This is a genomic window from Proteiniclasticum sp. (genome assembly GCF_003514505.1).
Lineage (GTDB): Bacteria > Bacillota > Clostridia > Clostridiales > Clostridiaceae > Proteiniclasticum.
Genome location: NZ_DOPX01000019.1, coordinates 108,601 through 127,516, shown reverse-complemented (window position 1 = coordinate 127,516; position 18,916 = coordinate 108,601). Strand labels below are relative to the sequence as shown.

15 protein-coding genes and 1 other annotated feature are annotated in these 18,916 nt (G+C 45.2%); of the genes, 14 read left to right on the top strand and 1 reads right to left on the bottom strand.

What is annotated here, in order from left to right:
• The first annotated feature begins 195 nt into the window (after window positions 1–195).
• The 13 genes from DEF30_RS06870 (at window position 196) to DEF30_RS06810 (ending at window position 17,344) form a co-directional block, all read left to right on the top strand.
• On the top strand, window positions 196–1,554 hold the full coding sequence (locus tag DEF30_RS06870) for a potassium transporter TrkG (protein ID WP_294097573.1): 1,359 nt from the start codon (window positions 196–198) through the stop codon (window positions 1,552–1,554).
• Between the two features lie 10 nt (window positions 1,555–1,564).
• Window positions 1,565–2,230, top strand: coding sequence for a TrkA family potassium uptake protein (locus DEF30_RS06865; protein WP_294097569.1), 666 nt, complete (start codon window positions 1,565–1,567; stop codon window positions 2,228–2,230).
• Complete coding sequence (locus DEF30_RS06860; RefSeq protein WP_294097568.1) at window positions 2,223–3,026, top strand: RNA methyltransferase; 804 nt, start codon at window positions 2,223–2,225, stop codon at window positions 3,024–3,026. Before DEF30_RS06865 ends, DEF30_RS06860 begins: the two co-directional genes overlap by 8 nt.
• Window positions 3,027–3,160: 134 nt before the next feature.
• Window positions 3,161–3,376: a binding site (T-box leader), on the top strand.
• A gap of 44 nt (window positions 3,377–3,420) precedes the next feature.
• Window positions 3,421–4,443 (top strand): phenylalanine--tRNA ligase subunit alpha, encoded by a 1,023-nt coding sequence (gene pheS / locus DEF30_RS06855; protein ID WP_294097567.1) that lies wholly within the window; start codon window positions 3,421–3,423, stop codon window positions 4,441–4,443.
• A 12-nt stretch (window positions 4,444–4,455) separates the two neighbouring features.
• Window positions 4,456–6,819 (top strand): phenylalanine--tRNA ligase subunit beta, encoded by a 2,364-nt coding sequence (pheT, locus tag DEF30_RS06850; RefSeq protein ID WP_294097566.1) that lies wholly within the window; start codon window positions 4,456–4,458, stop codon window positions 6,817–6,819.
• Between the two features lie 164 nt (window positions 6,820–6,983).
• Window positions 6,984–7,604 carry a cell division protein ZapA gene (zapA, locus tag DEF30_RS06845; RefSeq protein ID WP_294097565.1) on the top strand — a complete coding sequence of 207 codons (621 nt, stop codon included), beginning with the start codon at window positions 6,984–6,986 and terminating at the stop codon, window positions 7,602–7,604.
• 100 nt (window positions 7,605–7,704) lie between these two features.
• Window positions 7,705–10,050 (top strand): U32 family peptidase, encoded by a 2,346-nt coding sequence (locus DEF30_RS06840; protein ID WP_294097564.1) that lies wholly within the window; start codon window positions 7,705–7,707, stop codon window positions 10,048–10,050.
• Window positions 10,050–12,395, top strand: a complete 2,346-nt coding sequence (locus tag DEF30_RS06835) for an endonuclease MutS2 (protein WP_294097563.1) — start codon at window positions 10,050–10,052, stop codon at window positions 12,393–12,395. The genes DEF30_RS06840 and DEF30_RS06835 overlap by 1 nt, the downstream gene beginning before the upstream one ends.
• A 2-nt stretch (window positions 12,396–12,397) precedes the next feature.
• On the top strand, window positions 12,398–12,829 hold the full coding sequence (locus DEF30_RS06830) for a DUF523 domain-containing protein (RefSeq protein WP_294097562.1): 432 nt from the start codon (window positions 12,398–12,400) through the stop codon (window positions 12,827–12,829).
• The gene (locus tag DEF30_RS06825) at window positions 12,829–13,860 is read left to right on the top strand and encodes an alpha-hydroxy-acid oxidizing protein (RefSeq protein ID WP_294097561.1); all 1,032 of its coding nucleotides are present in this window, start codon (window positions 12,829–12,831) and stop codon (window positions 13,858–13,860) included. Before DEF30_RS06830 ends, DEF30_RS06825 begins: the two co-directional genes overlap by 1 nt.
• Before the next feature lie 205 nt (window positions 13,861–14,065).
• Window positions 14,066–14,974, top strand: coding sequence for a phosphate acyltransferase (locus tag DEF30_RS06820; RefSeq protein WP_294097560.1), 909 nt, complete (start codon window positions 14,066–14,068; stop codon window positions 14,972–14,974).
• Window positions 14,971–16,746, top strand: a complete 1,776-nt coding sequence (gene iorA, locus DEF30_RS06815) for an indolepyruvate ferredoxin oxidoreductase subunit alpha (protein WP_294097559.1) — start codon at window positions 14,971–14,973, stop codon at window positions 16,744–16,746. Before DEF30_RS06820 ends, iorA begins: the two co-directional genes overlap by 4 nt.
• Window positions 16,739–17,344 (top strand): indolepyruvate oxidoreductase subunit beta, encoded by a 606-nt coding sequence (locus DEF30_RS06810; RefSeq protein ID WP_294097557.1) that lies wholly within the window; start codon window positions 16,739–16,741, stop codon window positions 17,342–17,344. The genes iorA and DEF30_RS06810 overlap by 8 nt, the downstream gene beginning before the upstream one ends.
• Window positions 17,345–17,407: 63 nt before the next feature.
• On the opposite strand, the gene idi is transcribed toward DEF30_RS06810, so the two are convergent.
• Window positions 17,408–17,923, bottom strand: coding sequence for an isopentenyl-diphosphate Delta-isomerase (gene idi, locus DEF30_RS06805; RefSeq protein ID WP_294097555.1), 516 nt, complete (start codon window positions 17,921–17,923; stop codon window positions 17,408–17,410).
• Window positions 17,924–18,130: 207 nt separating this feature from the next.
• Here idi and DEF30_RS06800 point away from each other — a divergent pair, with 207 nt between their 5' ends.
• Entirely contained in the window at window positions 18,131–18,910 is a 780-nt protein-coding gene (locus tag DEF30_RS06800) for an acyl-ACP thioesterase domain-containing protein (protein ID WP_294097553.1), read from the top strand.
• Window positions 18,911–18,916: the final 6 nt, after the last annotated feature.

Genomic DNA, 18,916 nt, shown 5'->3' with positions numbered 1-18,916 from the left:
TCCACTTGACAGGGAGCAGTTCAAATAAGGTGGCTTTTTTTTGTAATTTTTGCAGTACCGGTTGAAGGCTAGCCTCAAGTGGTTTATCATGTTTAGTAAGAAATTTTTTATTCTTGTTAGGGTAAACCCTTGATAAATCGCAATAGAAGAGTAGAATGTATCAGGTGACGATGAAACAAGACAAAAGAGGTGGTTATTATGGAAACCATAAAACAGAAAAAACAGCTAAGTCCCTTTAAAATTCTTGCCATTGGTTTTGCTACTGTAATACTGACGGGAGGAATACTTCTTTCATTACCTATTTCTTCTGTCTCTGGGCAGTACACCAGCCTCCTGGATTCAATTTTTACTGCCACTTCCGCTGTTTGCGTGACTGGACTCGTGGTTGTTGATACAGGAACATACTGGTCATTCTTCGGTCAGAATGTGATTCTACTTCTTATCGAAATCGGTGGCCTTGGTTTTATGGCCATGTCTACGATATTTGCTCTGCTTCTTGGAAAGAAAATATCATTGCGGGAACGACTGGTTATGCAAGAAGCCTACAACACTTTTACACTACAAGGTGTAATCAATCATGTGCGTTATATGCTCTTCTTTACTTTAGCCGTTCAGGGCAGTGCTGCCCTTGTGCTTATGACACAGTTTATTCCGAAACATGGCATGGCAAGAGGCATTTATTATGGCATATTTCATTCCATCTCCGCATTCAACAATGCAGGCTTTGATCTGCTCGGGAATTTCAATTCCCTAACGCTGGTCAATGACAATAAGGTGATCCTACTCACATTAGGACTGCTCATCAACATCGGTGGTCTTGGTTATCTTGTATGGAGAGAGATCCTCAATGGGGTCAGAACAAAAAAGAAGCTGAAGAACTTCACACTGCACGCAAAGGTAGTGCTCACCATCTCCTTTGTCCTGCTAAGTCTAGGTACGCTTCTGATGCTGATCTTTGAATGGAACAACCCTGCCACCATGGAAGGAATGCGTTTTTCCGATAAACTGATCAACTCTTTCTTCTCAGCAACTACACCGAGAACTGCTGGTTTTAATAGTATCTCAAACTCGGAAATGTCCCCAGCAAGCAAGTTATTGACCATGGCTTATATGTTTATTGGAGGTTCTCCCGGGTCCACAGCGGGTGGTGTTAAAACAACCACTTTAGGAATTGTCATATTCACATTGATCTCCGTGCTGAAAGGCAGGGAAGATGCAGAAGTGTATCATAGAAAACTGTCACAAAGTACGGTATATCGTGCAGTAGCAGTTTTTCTTCTTGGCATCACCATCGTAGTGCTTGGCGTTATGATTCTTTCCATCTCAGAAGTAAGCGCTTCTTTTGAGGTCATCTTGTATGAAGTTCTTTCTGCATTTGGTACGGTCGGTTTAAGCCAAGGACTTACGCCATCGCTTTCGGTGGTGGGCAGAATCACTTTAGCAATCATTATGTACCTAGGCAGAGTTGGCCCATTGACAGTGATGCTGGCACTGGCCGGAAGACAAGGAAAAGTGAATATTAAATATCCAGAAGGCAAACTTCTGATAGGATAAGGAGACAGACATGAAAGCAAAACAATTTATTGTAATCGGATTAGGCAGATTTGGTGAAAGTGTCGCAAAAACACTGTTTCAGATGGGATATGATGTGCTGGCTGTTGATGATGACGAAACCACTGTACAAGAAATTTCGGATTCCGTCACCCATGCAGTTCAGATGGATGCCACGGATGAGTATGCATTAAGAACGTTAGGGGTCCGAAACTTTGATATCGCCGTTGTTTCCATCGGCAGCAATATCCAGTCTTCCATCATGGTGACGCTGAACCTGAAAGAAGCTGGCGTAAAGAAAGTCATCGCGAAAGCGACCAATGAGATGCATGCAAAGCTTCTCACAAAAATCGGTGCAGACCGGGTGATCCTTCCAGAGTACGATATGGGTGTACGAGTAGCACACAATCTTGTATCTTCCAATATTCTGGATTTTATTGAACTTTCACCAGACTATTCCATCATAGAAGTTAAAGCGCCTGAGCCTTGGATTGGAAAAGACATCAAGACCCTTGATGTTCGGGCAAAATATGGCATCAATATCATGGCCATAAAATCTGGAACAGACATCAACATCTCACCCCGTGCTACAGATCTGGTGGATACCGATGACATTCTTGTTGTTATTGGTTCCATTGATGACCTCTCTAAAATTGAAGGGTTAGTAACAAATGACTGATCATCGGATTGAGAGTAAAACAAATCCCATCATTAAAGCTACAAAAAAACTCAAAGAGAAAAAGCATAGAAACGAGAACCAGCTGTATCTTGTGGAAGGATTCCGGTTTCTCGAGGAAGCCCTGAAATCCGGAAAAATAATAGATAAAATCTTTTATGTTCCTGAAAAAGAAGAGGACTTCAGAAAGTATATCGAACCTTATCTTAAAGGAGAGGAGATATATGCCGTACAAGAAGCTTTATTAAAAGAGCTGTCGTCTACGGTGCACCCCCAAGGGGTGGTTGGCGTTGTCCATATGGATGAAGACTCAAATATAACTGATGCAGGTCCTTTCAGGAACTCCATGTACATTTACCTGGATGGACTTCAGGATCCAGGTAACCTTGGCACCATCATCCGCTCTGCCCACGCAGCAGAAGCAGGGGGGATTCTCCTTGGGAGGAACACCGTGGATCCATACAGTGACAAAGTCCTCAGAAGCTCCATGGGTTCTATTTTTCATCTTCCAATATATAGTGACGGGGAAATGATGCTCAAAACCCTCCAGAATCAAGGTTATAAACTTGCAGTTACGAGCTTGGATGCAACAAAAAGTATTTATGAGGAAGATCTCACAAAGAACCTGATTCTCGTCATTGGCAACGAAGGCAGCGGAGTGACAATGGATATTCAAGAACGCGCTGAAGTGCTTCTGAAAATCCCAATGCCTGGAGGTGCTGAAAGTCTTAATGCTGCTGTTGCAGCATCTGTTATTCTATTCGAAAAGGTTCGTCAGACTCAAGGAAAGTCTCTCTAGTGGAGACTTTTTGCTGCTCATAAACCGCAATCAAGCTTATCGCTAGGCATTGTAAAAGGATCATAGGAAAGTCTATGAGAATGGCTTGCACATTTGTAAAATACCTTTTATAATAGATTAGAACTCAAACTGAATACTGTGCAAGGATGAAGAGAGTACCTGTAACCCTTCCAGTTAGGGAAAAAAAGCCATGGACTGAAAGCTTTTTATGGAAAGATACAGCGAAGTTCACTTTGGAGCATCAGAGGGGAAATGAAGTAGTCTCTGACGGGTAAACCGATATATTTAACTGAGCGGACAGAAGAATTCTGTCAATCAGGGTGGTACCACGGAAGCAATCCGTCCCTATTTTTATTAGGGACGGATTTTTTATTTATTTTGATAGGAGGAACATATGAGAGAACAAATTGACGCCATAAAGCAGAAATTCAATGAAAAACTGGCCGCACTCTCCACCAGTGAAGAACTGGAAAAGTTGCGTGTGGAGGTGCTAGGGAAGAAAGGAGAATTCACCCAGATTCTTCGAAGTATGGGCAGCCTCAGCGCAGAGGAGAGGCCCCTTATCGGTAAATTGGTCAATGAAGCGAAAGAGGAGCTGGAGGAAAAAATCCGCTTCGTGAAAGAGAGCCTGAAAGAACGGGCAACTGACGCGAAGTTAAAAAATGAAGTCATAGACATTACCCTTCCTGGTGTAAAATCTCCCATGGGCGGCAAACATCCCCTCATGATGACCATGGAAAAGATTGAGAATATCTTCCTGGAAATGGGATTCACCATTGAAGAGGGACCCGAAGTAGAACTGGATTACTATAATTTTGAAGCGCTGAACATCCCGAAGGATCATCCCGCAAGAGGGGAACAGGATACCTTCTATATTGACGATCAGGTGGTGTTAAGAACACAGACTTCTCCAGTGCAGATCCGAACCATAGAGAACCAGAAACCGCCCATCAAGATGATATCTCCAGGAAAAGTATACAGATCCGATGATGTGGACGCAACGCATTCTCCCATCTTCTACCAGATCGAAGGACTGGTTATAGACAAAGGAATCACTTTTGCAGATCTTAAAGGCACTTTAGATCTTTTTGTAAAGAAGATGTTCGGAGATGATATCATCACCAAGTTCAGGCCCCATCACTTTCCATTCACTGAGCCTTCCGCTGAAATGGATGGTACTTGCTTCGTATGTCATGGAGAAGGCTGCAAAGTATGCAAGGGGGAAGGGTTCATGGAACTTCTGGGCTGCGGTATGGTGCATCCTGAAGTGCTCAAAAAAGGTGGTATTGATCCTGAAGTCTATTCCGGTTTCGCTTTTGGCTTCGGTCTGGACCGTATGACCATGCAGAAATTCGGTATCGATGACATCAGGCTGCTGTATGAAAGCGATATGCGTTTCCTGAAGCAGTTCAAGTAGGAGGAAGAAGAGATGAAATTACCAATCAACTGGCTGAAAGACTATGTGGATATCGATGTGGACGGAAAAACTCTCGGGGATGCCCTGACCCTTTCTGGGTCCAAAGTGGAAGGTCTGGAGAATCCCTTTGATATACTGAAAAACATTGTCACCGGAAACATCACAAAAATCGAAAAGCATCCGGAAGCAGATAAACTCCAGGTATGTACCGTGGAGATCGGTGAGGAGGAACCCATTGTCATTGTCACCGCAGCAACCAATATGAAGGAAGGCGATACAGTTCCAGTGGCGCTCCACCAGTCCACTCTTTTTGACGGATCAGAAATCAAAAAAGGAAAGCTTCGGGGCATCTTATCCAATGGGATGTTCTGCTCTGAAGAAGAACTGGGACTGAAAGAAAAGGGCACCTGTGACGGTCTGATGATCCTCCCTGAGCATACTCCTGCGGGAAAAGACATCAAAGAAGTCCTTGGGTTGAACGGTGGTATTCTGGACCTGGAAATTACATCCAACAGACCGGATTGCCTCAGCATCCTGGGTCTTGCCAGGGAAGTTTCCGCTGTATACGGTACCGCGCTGAAAAAACCATCCCTAGACTTCAACCCGCAAAAAACAGACCTGGAGCCTGTGAAGGTTTCTATAGACACACCTCTTTCCAGAAGGTATATGGCCCGGGAAGTTGTGGATGTGGTCATTGGAGAAAGTCCGGATTTTATCAAGAGCAGGCTATTGGAAGCCGGCATCAGGCCCATCAGCAATATGGTGGATTTGACAAACTTTGTGATGCTGGAGATTGGACAGCCCCTTCATGCTTTCGACAAAAGAGAGATTGCCTCTGGCCTCATCCGTGTGAAAGAAGCAGCCGGCGGTGAGAAGTTCACAACCTTAGACGGAAATGAGCGGACTCTAAGAGAAAAAACACTGCTCATCATGGATGATAACAATATCATCGGACTTGCAGGTCTCATGGGTGGACTGGATTCAGAAATCAAAGAAGATACTACTTCTGTCATTCTGGAGTCTGCAAACTTTGATGGTGTAACCATTAGAAATGCCTCCTCCTATCTGAATCTTCGAACCGATGCCTCCACCAGATTTGACAAGGACATTGATCCAAACCTTGCAGAGCTTGCCTTAGACCGAATCTGCCATCTCATTGAGAAGCTAGGCATCGGTAAGGTGCTGGACTATACTGTGGATGTATATCCCATGAGAAGAGAGCCCAATCAGCTTGCTGTATCTACTGATTACATCAACGGGTTCCTCGGAACAGATCTTTCCAGCCAAAAAATGGCGGACATCCTGAACGCCTTGGAGATTGACACTAAGGTGGATGGCAATGTTTTGGAGATTACCACGCCAACCTTCAGAAATGATCTGTTCATCAAGGAAGATATTGTGGAGGAAGTAGCCAGGATTTATGGATACAACAACATCACTCCAACGGTACCACATGTGAATGCAGAGCGTGGAGGAAGATATCCTTATCAGATCTTAAGAAAAAAGCTTGAAAATTCACTTGTAGCACAAGGTCTTTATGAATCCATCAGCTACAGCTTCATTTCCAGAAAAGACCTGCAGAAAATTCTCCTGCCTGAGGACTCTCCATTAAGAAATATGGTGGAGATCCGAAATCCTCTGGGCGAAGATTTCTCCGTCATGAGAACCACCATGATCTCTTCTATGATGGAATCTCTGGCAAGAAACGAAGCAAGAAGCAACGAAGAAGCAGCACTTTATGAGATCGGTAAGATTTATTTGAAAAATGAAAGCCCGCTGCCAGAAGAAAGAGAAATCCTCACCGTAGGACTCTATGGAAAAGACCTCTTCTATCACCTGAAAGGCATCGTAGAAGTCATCATTGAAGAATTCGGTCTAACCAATATCTTATACGAACGGGCAGATCATCCTTCTTTCCATCCAGGAAAGTCCGCTCATGTGCTTTTAGGAAAGAAGAAGCTTGCAACCTTTGGTGAGATCCATCCAAAAGTTTCCCAGAACTACAACATGGAAAAAGCATCTTACATTATGGAACTGGATCTTATGACCCTCTATAATGCAGCGGTGACCGAGAAAAAGTACGTGGAGATACCAAAGTATCCTTCTGTCACAAGAGACATTGCGGTACTCATCGATGATACGGTTCTGGTACAGGAAATGGAAATGATCTTCAAGAAGCAAGGAGGATCACTTTTAGAAAGCTATACACTTTTCGATGTCTATAAAGGCAAGCAGCTTCCAGAAGGAAAGAAGAGCGTAGCCTACAATCTGGTGTACCGGAACAAGGAACGAACTCTGACCGATAAAGAAGTCAATAAAGTCCATGAGAAAATCGTCCGCACACTGGAACATATGCTGGGAGCAGTACTAAGATAATCGGAAAAGAATCTTTAGAATCCGTCAGGAAATTCTTCCTGACGGATGATTTTTTCAGCAAAACGAGCTATAATATTAGATACTGATGAATAATTGAGAATATTGAAAAATATAGAGATGCCGAAAACAATGCATACGGGGACATGCAGAAAGGGGACGACAAGATGAATAAAGTGACGGTACGGATCTGTGGTCAGGAATACACCTTAAAGGGTGAGGAACCTGAGGAGTATCTAAGAAAAGTCGGAAAAGAAGTACATCAGATGATCAGCTCCATGATGGAGAGAAACCGTCAGATGGATACTTCCTCCGCCTCTGTTCTGGCTGCGCTTAACGCCGTGGACAGACTGTACAAGAAACAGGATGACCTGGAGAACCTCAAAAAAGAGGAAGGATCTGTGTACAAAAAAGCAGCGGGTATGAAAGAGGAAATGATACTTCTTGAGAAAGAGGTGGAGAGAATCCAAAAAGAAAACAACCAGCTGAAAGAAACTCTCTCAAAACTTCAGGAAGAAGACAGTCGTGAAAAACTTGGGAAAGATCGGGAAATCAAGAGACTGGAAACAGAGCTGAGGCTGACACAAGACAGCGCCAAAGAATACCGTGATGAGAACGAAAGCCTCTCCAAGCTGAACAAAGAGCTGAAGTTTGAGCTGCAGTCCTACAAATATAAAGTGCTGGAGCTTCAGAAAAAACTCTTTGACACTCAGTTGACTCAAACGAAAGAGCTGAAAGAAAAAGAAAAAAAAGAAAAGAATCCCATCTTAAAAGAAAAATCCAGGTAGAAATGCCGGATTCCTATGAAAACCAGAACGAAGAGGTCCTTCGTTCTGGTTTTCATGCTATAATAGATAGGTAAATTTTAAGGATTGAGGTAGATTTTTTGTGAGATATATAGAACTATTAGCACCAGCAGGCAGTATGGAATCCTTGGTGATGGCTGTACAAAATGGAGCCAACGCTGTTTATCTTGGCGGAACCAAATTCTCCGCCAGAGCCTATGCCACCAACTTCACTGAAAAAGAGCTCGAAGAAGCGGTAGATTACTGCCACAGCTATGATGTTCGGGTAAATATCACGCTGAATACCCTTCTGAAAGACAATGAGCTGGAAGAAGCTGTATCCTATGCATCCTATCTCTATCAAATCGGTGTGGATGCCCTCATCGTTCAGGATCCAGGACTCATCTACAGACTGCGGACAGAGCTGCCGGAGTTTGAGCTTCATGCATCCACTCAGATGACAGTCCATAATGGAGAAGGCGCTCTCTACTATACAGAGAAAGGCATTCGGCGGATTGTGCTGTCCCGGGAGCTGTCCTTTGAGGAAATCAAAGAAATCAGTGTGGACCTCGGTGTAGAAACCGAGATCTTTGTCCATGGTGCCCTTTGTATCAGCTATTCCGGGCAATGCCTCATGTCGAGCATCTTAGGCGGGAGAAGCGGAAACCGCGGAAGATGCGCTCAGCCCTGCAGGCTCCCTTATGACCTTTTGGATGAGAATGGCGTATCCAGAGCCAAGGCCTATCTCATGAGTCCGAAGGACATCACAGCCATAGACAACATGGATGAGATTCTGGATTCTGGTGTTTATTCCCTGAAGATCGAAGGAAGAATGAAGCGTCCGGAATATGTGGCAGCCACAGTAAAGTACTTCAGAGAAGAGATTGAAGGATATCAATCAAAAACCCATAAAGAGAATCTGCTTAAAGTCTTCAACAGAGAAGGTCTCTCAGATGGCTACTTCCACGGTAAAACCGGAAGAGACATGATGGCTTTCCACTACCCTAAAAATACCGGAGTACGCATCGGGAAGGTTCACAAAGACGGGACTCTCCAGCTGGATGCGCCTTTAAAGAAAGGCGATGGCCTAAGAGTTGGAGAAAAAGGATTGACTGTAGAAGGTATCCGGGACGGAAAAGATGTAAAAGACTTTGCAGATGCGGGGGAACAGGTGAAACTCATCGGGAGAAGCAAACTGCCCGAGGGAGAACTCTATAAGACCTATGATTTTGAGCTGATGGATCAGCTCAAAAGAAGCCACAATGGTCTATACGATAAAAAAATCGGCCTCACAGGAGACCTTTCTTTTGCACCCGGTGAGGAAGCCTCCCTTACAGTGGTCTATAAGGACAGAATCTATCATAGGACTTCAAAAATGGTGGAAAAAGCTCAAAAGGCTCCACTTACGAGAGAAAGAGTGGAAGATGCGCTTAAAAAAAGCGGCGAGACTCCTTTTGTCATAGAAACCCTAAGCTTCAGGAACTTCGAAGAAGGCTTTCTGCCTGTGAAAGATCTCAACGAGATGAGAAGACTGCTCCTGGAGGACATCGTAGCCTATGAGGTAGAAAGCAGAAAAAGATCCGGAGGACTTCAGTCTAAAGAAACCCCTGTTCTTGAGAAAAGACAGGAGAAGCTCCGCCTTGTGGGCATCTCCACCAAAGAACAGCTGAAAGCCGCATTAGAGAGCGATATGAAAGAGCTGGTGCTTTATCCGTTTTACCGGGGAGAGAGGCATCTCAGCTTCAAGGATGTGGCAGATCTTCTGAAAAAGCAGAAAGCACTGGGTCTGAAGATTTATCTGAAGGTCTCCAATATTTTGAGAAAAGAGCTGCATGGTGTGGTCTCTAAGGTAAGAGACCTGAAAAAATATGGGGCAGTAGAAGGCATTGTCACAAACAATGCAGGTGTACTGCGGGCGCTCCACAAGGAGTTCCGCATCATCGGCGATTATAAAATGAACCTTATGAACAGCTATGGTCTTCATCTTTACGGAGAGGATCTTTATATGAGCATGGTCAGTGAGGAGCTGAACCGTCAGGAACTGAAAGAACTGAAGCACAAGGACCGACTGATTACTCTCGTCTATGGCCGGCAAGAGCTCATGCACAGTGAATACTGTCCCGTGGGTGCTTCTTTAGGAGGCATGACACGTGAAACTCCATGCAACGAGATTTGCATGAGAGATCGATTCTCTCTGAAAGACCGTATGGGCGAAGAGTTCCCTGTGATGACGGATGTGTTCTGCCGAAGCTACATCATGAACGGCAAACCCAAAAATCTTCTGGACACCACAAAAGATCTTCAGTCTCTAGGATTCACCTCTTTCCGTGTAGACCTTACCACAGAGTCCTATGAAGAAGCCCTGGAGATTCTCAGAGCTTTCAAAAACGAACAAGCCTTAACCCTCGAAGCATTCAACCGCGGACATTATAAAAGGGGAGTGGAATAGTGAACGAAAAAAACATCCAAAAACTGGAATTTCCAAAAATCCGGGAAAAAGTAGCCGCTTACGCGGTATCTTCTCCAGGAAAAGAAGAGATCCTGAAGCTTATGCCCTTCACCTCCAAGACAGAAATCCTACGAGCCCTTCAGGAGACCAACGAAGCGAAAAGTCTTCTGGATGAGAAGGGAAGCGCTCCCTTTGAAGGGGTCTATGATGTTCTTGGTACTTTAAACTATATTGGTAAAGGAGGCACCGCCTCCATCGACGGCCTTGTAAAAACCGCCAACATCTTAAAGAGTGCAAGACTTCTGAAAGACTATGTAGGCAAAGATGAAAAAACAGGTGCACTTCAGGAACTCACTGCTGGTGTCACATCCTTAAAAAATCTGGAAAACGCCATCTATCAGGCCATCACTGATGAGAATGAGATTGCAGACCATGCCAGTGACGGGCTGTTAAGAATCAGGCGGGCGCTTCGTGAAAAGACCGCCAGCGTCAAAGATAAAATACAAGGACTGGTCCGGGAGAATGAGAAATATCTTCAGGATGCCATCTATACGGTCCGGGGAGACCGTTATGTCATCCCGGTAAAAGCAGAGCACAAAGGTCAGGTGAAAGGCCTGATCCATGATCAGAGCGCTTCTGGCGCAACTCTATTTATTGAGCCCATGGGGCTTGTTAATCTCAACAATGAAATCAAGGAACTGATGCTGAAAGAAAAAGCCGAAGTGGAACGGATCCTCATGGAACTGTCCCAGAAAGTGGACAAGGATTTGACTTTCGTCAAGACCAACGCGGACATTGTTTATGCTCTGGATGTGATCTTTGCGAAAGCGAAGTATTCCATCAGAACCGATGGCACTATGCCTGCCCTTATGGAAAACCTCACGTTCAACTTAAGAGATGCAAGGCATCCCCTGATTCCGGATAAAGAAGTGGTACCCTCCACCATATACATGGAGGAGGGCATCACCGCCATCATCATCACAGGACCCAACACTGGTGGTAAGACGGTAACCTTGAAAACAGTTGGACTTCTCCATATCATGGCCATGGCCGGTATCCTGATTCCAGTCACGGATGGCTCCAGCATTGGTCACTACAGCAGTATCTATGCAGACATCGGAGACGAGCAAAGCATAGAACAGAGTCTGTCCACTTTCTCCTCCCATATGGTGAACATAGTCCACATCATTGAAGAAGCAGATGAAAGAGCGCTAGTTCTTTTTGATGAACTTGGCGCAGGAACCGATCCAACAGAAGGTGCTGCTCTAGCCATGGCTATTTTGGAAACACTGAAGGAGCGGGGGCTTCATATTATGGCCACCACCCATTACAGTGAGCTGAAAGCCTATGCGCTGAAATCAGATAAAACCACCAACGCTTCTGTGGAGTTCAACGTGGAGACACTGCGTCCCACTTACAGGCTTCTCATCGGGGTGCCTGGAAAATCCAATGCGTTTCTCATTTCCAAACGTCTTGGACTTCCGGAAGAATTTATAGAACGTTCCAGAGCCTATATCGATAAAGAGGCTCTCCGGTTTGAAGAGCTCATTGAGAGCCTGGAAAAATCCAGAAGAGATGCTTCTAAAGATGCCCGCTTTGCTGAAAATATCAAAAACGAGCTGAAAAGAAAGGAAGAGGAGCTGGAAAAAAAGCTGCAGCGAATCGAGGAAATCCGTGAAAAAGCTCTACGTGAAGCAAGGCAAGAAGGGAAGAAGTACCTGGAGGAAGCCAAAGAAAAGGCTGATGTCCTCTTGAAGCAGCTTCGTGAGATCGAGCAGAACGTGGATCTTAAAGACAGCAGAAGAAGCCTGCAGTCTCTCCGGGATACGCTGAAAAAGGATCTTGAAAAAGGAGAACAGAAGGAGCTCTTCGAACGGGTAGAAGGAGAGAAAGTCACAGAATTCAAAGAAGGACAGGAAGTCCTTCTGTCCACGCTGAACCAGAAAGTGTCTATTCTCAGTCTCCCAGATGCCAAAGGAGATCTGATGGTGCAGGCGGGGATCATGAAACTCTCCGTAAACAAAAAAGATCTGGTGGTACTAAAGGAAGACAAAAAACAGAGAAAATTTGAAAAGCGTGAAGCAAGGCTCAATTTAAGAAGTGTTTCCACCAGCTGCGATGTCCGTGGCAGTGATGCCCTTGAAGCGGAACGAGCGGTGGATTACTACCTGGATGAAGCATCCATGGCGGGTCTTCTGGAAGTCACCATCATCCATGGCATGGGTACGGGCATCCTGAAAGAACATCTCTGGGATATGTTCCGTCATCATCCCCATGTGAAAAAATACCGTCTGGGTGAATATGGAGAAGGAGGAAAAGGCGTGACCATCGTCACTCTAAAATAACCATGAGAGAAAAACTTTTGGTCTCTTCTTGTCTTTTAGGTGAGAAAGTGCGCTATGATGGAGAAGGATTTTATTATCCAGAGGTTCTTGCTCTTTCGGAGAAATATGAGCTCCACCCTTTTTGTCCTGAAGTTTCCGGGGGGCTTCCCATCCCAAGAACTCCAGCTGAGAGGCTTGGTGCGAGCGTACGGACAAGAAACGGAAAAGACGTGACATCAGAGTATCGGCTCGGTGCTGAAAAAGCTCTGGCGTACTGCCTGAAAGAAGGCATCAGAAAAGCTGTTTTAAAATCAAGAAGCCCTTCCTGCGGGAAGGGCCGGATTTATGACGGCACCTTTACAAAAACTTTGGCGGAAGGCCATGGTGTCACAGCAGAAATGCTTCTGGCTCATGGCATTGAAGTATATACAGAAGAAGATTTAGGAGGTCTCTAATGACATTACAGGAAGCAAAACAACAAGCGAGAGAAAAAATGATGCCCCAATGCCGTATGTGCAAAGAATGCGATGGGGCAGCCTGCAGAGGCGAAGTGCCTGGTATGGGCGGTAAAGGAACCGGCGCAAGCTTTATCCGGAACGTGGAAGCTCTGAAGAACATCACCTTGCATCTGAAAACCATCCACGAGGTGAAGGATGCGGATCTTTCCTTCACGCTCTTTGGCAAAACCTTGTCCATGCCCGTGATGCCTGCACCAGTAACAGGTGTGAACATCAATATGGGCAACAAAATGAGTGAAAAAGACTATATCCATGGCGTGGTGAAAGGCTCTGAAAAAGCAGGCATTCTGCCGATGGTGGGAGATTCAGCATTCAAGTCCTTCCTGGAGGACAACCTCAGCGTGCTGCAGGAAGAAAATATGGCGGGTATTCCCTTCATTAAACCTTGGAATCAGGAAGAGCTTTTTGCCAGAATCGATCTGGCCATGGCATCCAATCCCGTTGCTATTGGTGTGGACATCGACTCCGCAGGGCTTGATACCCTGAAGATCCATGGTCATCGGGTGGATCCAAAATCTCTGGAGGAGCTGAAAGCCATTAAAGCTTATCTAACAGTACCTTTCATCGTGAAAGGCATTATGACCGTTGATGAGGCAATGCTTGCAGTGGAAGCTGGAGCGGACGCCATCGTGGTCTCCAATCACGGCGGACGTGTCCTTGATCATGCAAGGGCCACCATATCCGTTTTGCCTGAAATAGCCAAGGCTGTGAACGGCAGAGTGCCTGTTCTTGCAGACGGGGGCATCAGAAGTGGTGTGGATGTATTTAAGTTCCTGGCTTTAGGAGCGGATGCTGTCCTCATCGGCAGACCTTTTGCGCAGTACGCCATCGGTGGTGGAGAAGAAGCGGTGGAGCTTTATGCCAAAAAGGTAGCACAGGAGCTGAAAGGCGCTATGCTTCTCACCGGCATCAAAGACCTTCAGACTCTGAAAGAGCAGGGCAGAAGCGCACTGCATTTTGAAGTCTAAATCATTACGAAACTGCCAGTATCTGTTTTGTTTTATTGACAGGTTATTTTGGTTTTCGTGAAATCTCTGACGGAATTTGTATAGTTTGTCCATTCAATTGATAATGTAAAAAGGATATTTTATACTGAAAGAAGATGAGCCTTAGGTTTCATCTTCTTTTTCAACTTTATTGTATACGTTATCAAGGTACGGGGGGGTATAGTTTTTGATTACCAGTTTAAAGGAAATACTGACACTGGCGAAGAATCAGAAGAAACGCATCGCAGTAGCCTGCGCAGAAGACAAAGATGTTCTGGTATCACTGAGTGAAGCAGAGCGCCACGGTCTTGCCACATTTCTCCTTTATGGGGATGCCCTGAAGATCAGGGAGGTCATGGAAGGGAACAATCTCTCCTTCCGCCATGCGGAAATCATTGATGCAAAATCACCGGAAGAAGCCGCATATGAAGCTGCAAAATCCATCTCTGAAGAGAGAGCGGATATTCTTATGAAAGGTCTTGTGGACACGAAAATCCTGTTGAAGGCTGTGCTCAGCAAAGATCTTAATCTTCGTGGAGGCGGGCTTCTGTCTCATGTGATGATCTATGAAATGAAAAATTATGAAAAGCTGATACTTCTTACAGATGGAGGTATGGTGATGAAACCCAGCCTCGAAGACAAAAAGGGAATTATAGAAAACACCAGAATCCTTGGTAGAATTCTGGGCCTTCAGCCTATGAAGGTGGCCGCATTGTCTGCCGTTGAAAAGGTGAATCCAAATCTGGAAAGCAGCACCGATGCCCATGAACTGAAAGAATTCTATCAAAATGATCCAGATCTTCTGGTAGAAGGTCCTTTATCCTTCGATATTGCCATATCCAAGGAATCCGCGCTACATAAAGGGTATAAAGGAAAATTCTCCGGAGACGCCGATGTGCTTCTTGTGCCGAGCCTTGAATCCGGGAACTTCCTCGGAAAGTCCTTTACCTATATGGCAGACGCCGACAGCGCTGGCATCATTCTAGGCGCCAAATGTCCTGTGATTCTGACCTCCAGGTCTGATTCCAGCGAAGCAAAACTCAACAGCATCGCACTGGCTGTACTTATGACAAGAACCGAGGGGGAAACCATATGAAAGCATTGATGACCGGAAATGAAGCTCTTGCGAGAGGTGCCTTTGAAGCAGGAGTGCACTTTGCCTCCGCCTATCCAGGAACACCTTCCACCGAAATCCTGGAAAATCTTTCCCAGTATAAAGAAGTCTACTCCGAATGGGCGCCAAATGAAAAGGTAGGTATGGAAGCGGCTTCAGGAGCCTCCATCATCGGAGCAAGGGCACTGACCACCATGAAGCATGTAGGGCTGAACGTGGCTGCAGATCCTTTCTTCACCATGGCTTATATCGGTGTGCTCGGTGGATTTGTCATCATTAATGCAGATGATCCTGGCATGCACTCCTCCCAGAATGAGCAGGACAACAGATTTTACGCGCCTCATGCGAAAATCCCTATGCTGGAGCCTTCAGATTCTGAAGAATGCCGCATCTTCACCAAAAAAGCTTTCGAGATCAGCGAGGAGTTTGACACGCCTGTGATGATTCGTACCACAACAAGAGTGAACCACTCCAAGTCTCTGGTGAATCTGGAGGACAGAGTGGAGATCCCCGTCAGAGAATACAAAAAGGACAAGCTGAAAAATGTCATGACTCCAGGTCACGCCCAAAAAAGACATCCCATTGTGGAAGAACGTCTGAAAAGCCTTGAAATCTATAACTGTCACAGTACATTAAACAAAGTGGAGAAACATACAGAGCAGCTGGGCATCATCACCTCGGGCATCTCCTATGCCTATGCCAAGGAGGTATTTGGGGAAAGCGCTTCATATCTGAAACTGGGCATGACTTTCCCACTGCCAAAAGAGCTGATTCAGGAGTTTGCCAAAGAGATGCGGGAAATCATTGTCATAGAAGAGAATGAACCTTATCTTGAAAAGGAAATCAAGGCCATGGGCATCCACTGCACCGGCCGGGATGTCCTTCCCACCTGTGGCGAACTGAACCCGGAGATCATCCGCGAAGCATTTTTATCAGAATCACCCAAAATGCCTCCCGTGATGGAAAGCAAAGCTCCTACAAGACCCCCTGTGCTCTGTGCCGGATGTCCCCATAGAGGATTCTTCAATGCCCTGAAAACGGATAAGGACATCATCGCCTCTGGAGACATCGGCTGTTACACCTTAGGCGCCATGGACCCCATTAATGTCACAGATACCGTCATTTGTATGGGTGCTTCTATTTCAGCAGGAACGGGAATGCAAAAAATACTGGAGCTCCAAGGAGATAAAAAAAGAAAGATCTTTTCTTTCATTGGAGATTCTACCTTTTTCCATTCCGGTATCACAGGACTCGTGAACTCCATCTACAACAAAATCCCACTGGTCACCGTGATCATGGACAACCGCACCACGGGAATGACAGGCCACCAGCAAAACCCAGGAACCGGAAAAACCCTCATGGGAGAAACTGCAGGCGACATCAACATTCCAATGCTTGTCCGTTCCTTGGGCATCAAAGACGAAAACATCAAAATCATCAACCCTTACTATCAGGAGAAGGCAAAGGAAGTCATCAAAGCAGCCAAAGCTTGTGAAGAGCCCTTTGTCATCATCACCCAGGAACCCTGCGCACTTTTGAAGGAAGTTCAGATTCTTAGAAGAAACTCCTATGTGGAGATTGATCAGGAGAAATGCAGAAAATGCAAAACCTGCGTGCGTACCGGATGTCCTGCTATTTTCATGAAGGACGGCAGCGTATTCATCGACCGCGAGATGTGCAATGGCTGTACGCTCTGCTATCAGGTCTGTCCGTTCCAGGCCATTGAAAAGAAGGGGGATCTTGTTCATGCGTAAAGAAGCGAATATTTTATTTGTCGGGGTAGGCGGTCAAGGGACCATTTCCGCCTCGAATCTTCTGTCTGCAGCACTCATAGAGCTGGGATTTGATGTGAAAATGAGTGAAGTACATGGAATGGCGCAGCGAGGGGGAAGTGTATCCACCCAGGTGCGTTACGGGGAGAAAGTACATTCTCCGCTCATTGAGAAAGGTACTGCAGATTACATCATGTCCTTTGAAAAGAGTGAATCCCTCCGATGGATCGGATTCCTGAAAGAAGACGGAAAGGTGATTTCCAGCCTTCATGAGATCCGTCCCTATCTCGTCAACGTTGGCAAAGAGGTTTATCCTGAAAACTCTCTTTCTGAGCTGAAAGAGAAGGGAATAGATGTCATTTCCCTAGATGCACAGGAAAAGGCCATAGCCCTGGGAAATGGGAAGGCGGCCAACATGATTCTTCTTGGAATCCTTGCAAGGGAGCTGGGTCTTTCCCAGGAGCTTCTTGAAAGACTCATCAAGCAGTATTTTAAGCCACAGCTGCAGGAAGTGAACCTGAAAGCGCTGAAGAAAGGATACAGTTACGATGATACCCGTTCACCTTCACTGACCATCTGAAGAAAGTTATAAAACAAGAAGGAGCATCCGTCCTGGATGCTCCTTCTTGTTTCAGATGCTTTATTAAAGAACTGCTGTAAAATCAAATTCCTTCATGATTTTTTTGAACCAGAACGTATACTTCTCAGGCTCATCCTCCATCTCCATCATGAGGTCCGGAAGTGAAATCCACCGGAAATCCTGGACTTCTTCAGGATTCACTTCCGGATCCTTTTCATACCGCCCAACATAGACGTGATCATACTCATTTTCAATGATGCCGTTGTCAAACTTCACATCATAGGACATCTCATACACGTGGGTTAGCTCACAGTCGAACCCCATTTCTTCCGGAAGTCTTCGGTGAACAGCACTGTCTGTGGTTTCTCCATATCTTGGATGACTGCAGCATGTATTGGCCCAGAGACCTGGGGTATGGTATTTGTGAAGCGCTCGCTGCTGAAGGAGCAGCTCTTTTTTGTCGTTGAAGACAAAAATACTGAACGCTCTATGCTTTACTCCTTTGACATGGGCTTCCTCTTTGCCCATGTATCCTTGAAAATTGTCTTTCTCATCCACAAGAATCAGTATATCTTCCATCTCTTTCTTCTCCTGTTCTCCATAATTTTCATTATTATAACGAATAATTGCATTTTATTCAATCCAGTTGTATCTTATGTATTTCCGAAATCTTAAGACCATTTTAAAAACTTTACGATATATTCATTATATCCGTGACGAAAATCACAATGTCACAAGAGATTCCATTTATAATTCTTATACTTTTTTGACGACTGGAGGAAATTCATGAAAGACTATACAAAATCCATGATAGTGGATTTCAAAGAAGTAGACCGCTTTCTTCATCTGAAACTGGATGCTTTTATGCAGATGCTTAATACAACCTCAATGTACCATACTGTGAGCCTTGGACTTGCACCGGACTACATGGAGAGAAGAGGAATGGTCTGGGTGCTTTACTCCTGGAACATCAAACTGTTCAAAGGGGACTATTACGCAAGAAAGCTCCAGTTCACGACTTTTGCGCTGTTTCATAAAGACATCTATTCCCACCGGTATTTTCTCGTAAAGGATGAAGAGGGGACCCTCGTGGGCTATGCTGTTTCGGTCTGGATCGTCATTGATTTTGAAAAGCGTAAAATGGTAAAGGTCCCAGAGGATGTACAGAAGGTTTACTTCTCACAATTTGATTCAGAACTTACAAAAGAGCAGGCCTATATTGTGGAGAGTCTCTCCACAGCTCCTTTAAAGAAAAGAAAGATACAGGACTACACCTTCGAAAAAGAGATTGAACTGCGTTTCCATGATATTGACAGCAATGGTCATGTGAACAACACCGTCTATGTGGAATGGGCCATGGAGTCCTTAACTACCGATGAAGATGAAAGCTTTCTTCAGGATCATGTGGTGGAGGATCTTTCCATCGTATATAAGAAAGAAAAAATGCCAGGCGGCAAAGTTCTCATCCGATGCCTGCTCGAAGACTCAAAAAACTATCATGAGATCTATGACAAGGAAGGCTGTCTGTTGACACTAGTGGAGTTCATATGGAAAAAGAGAAACTGAGTAAGA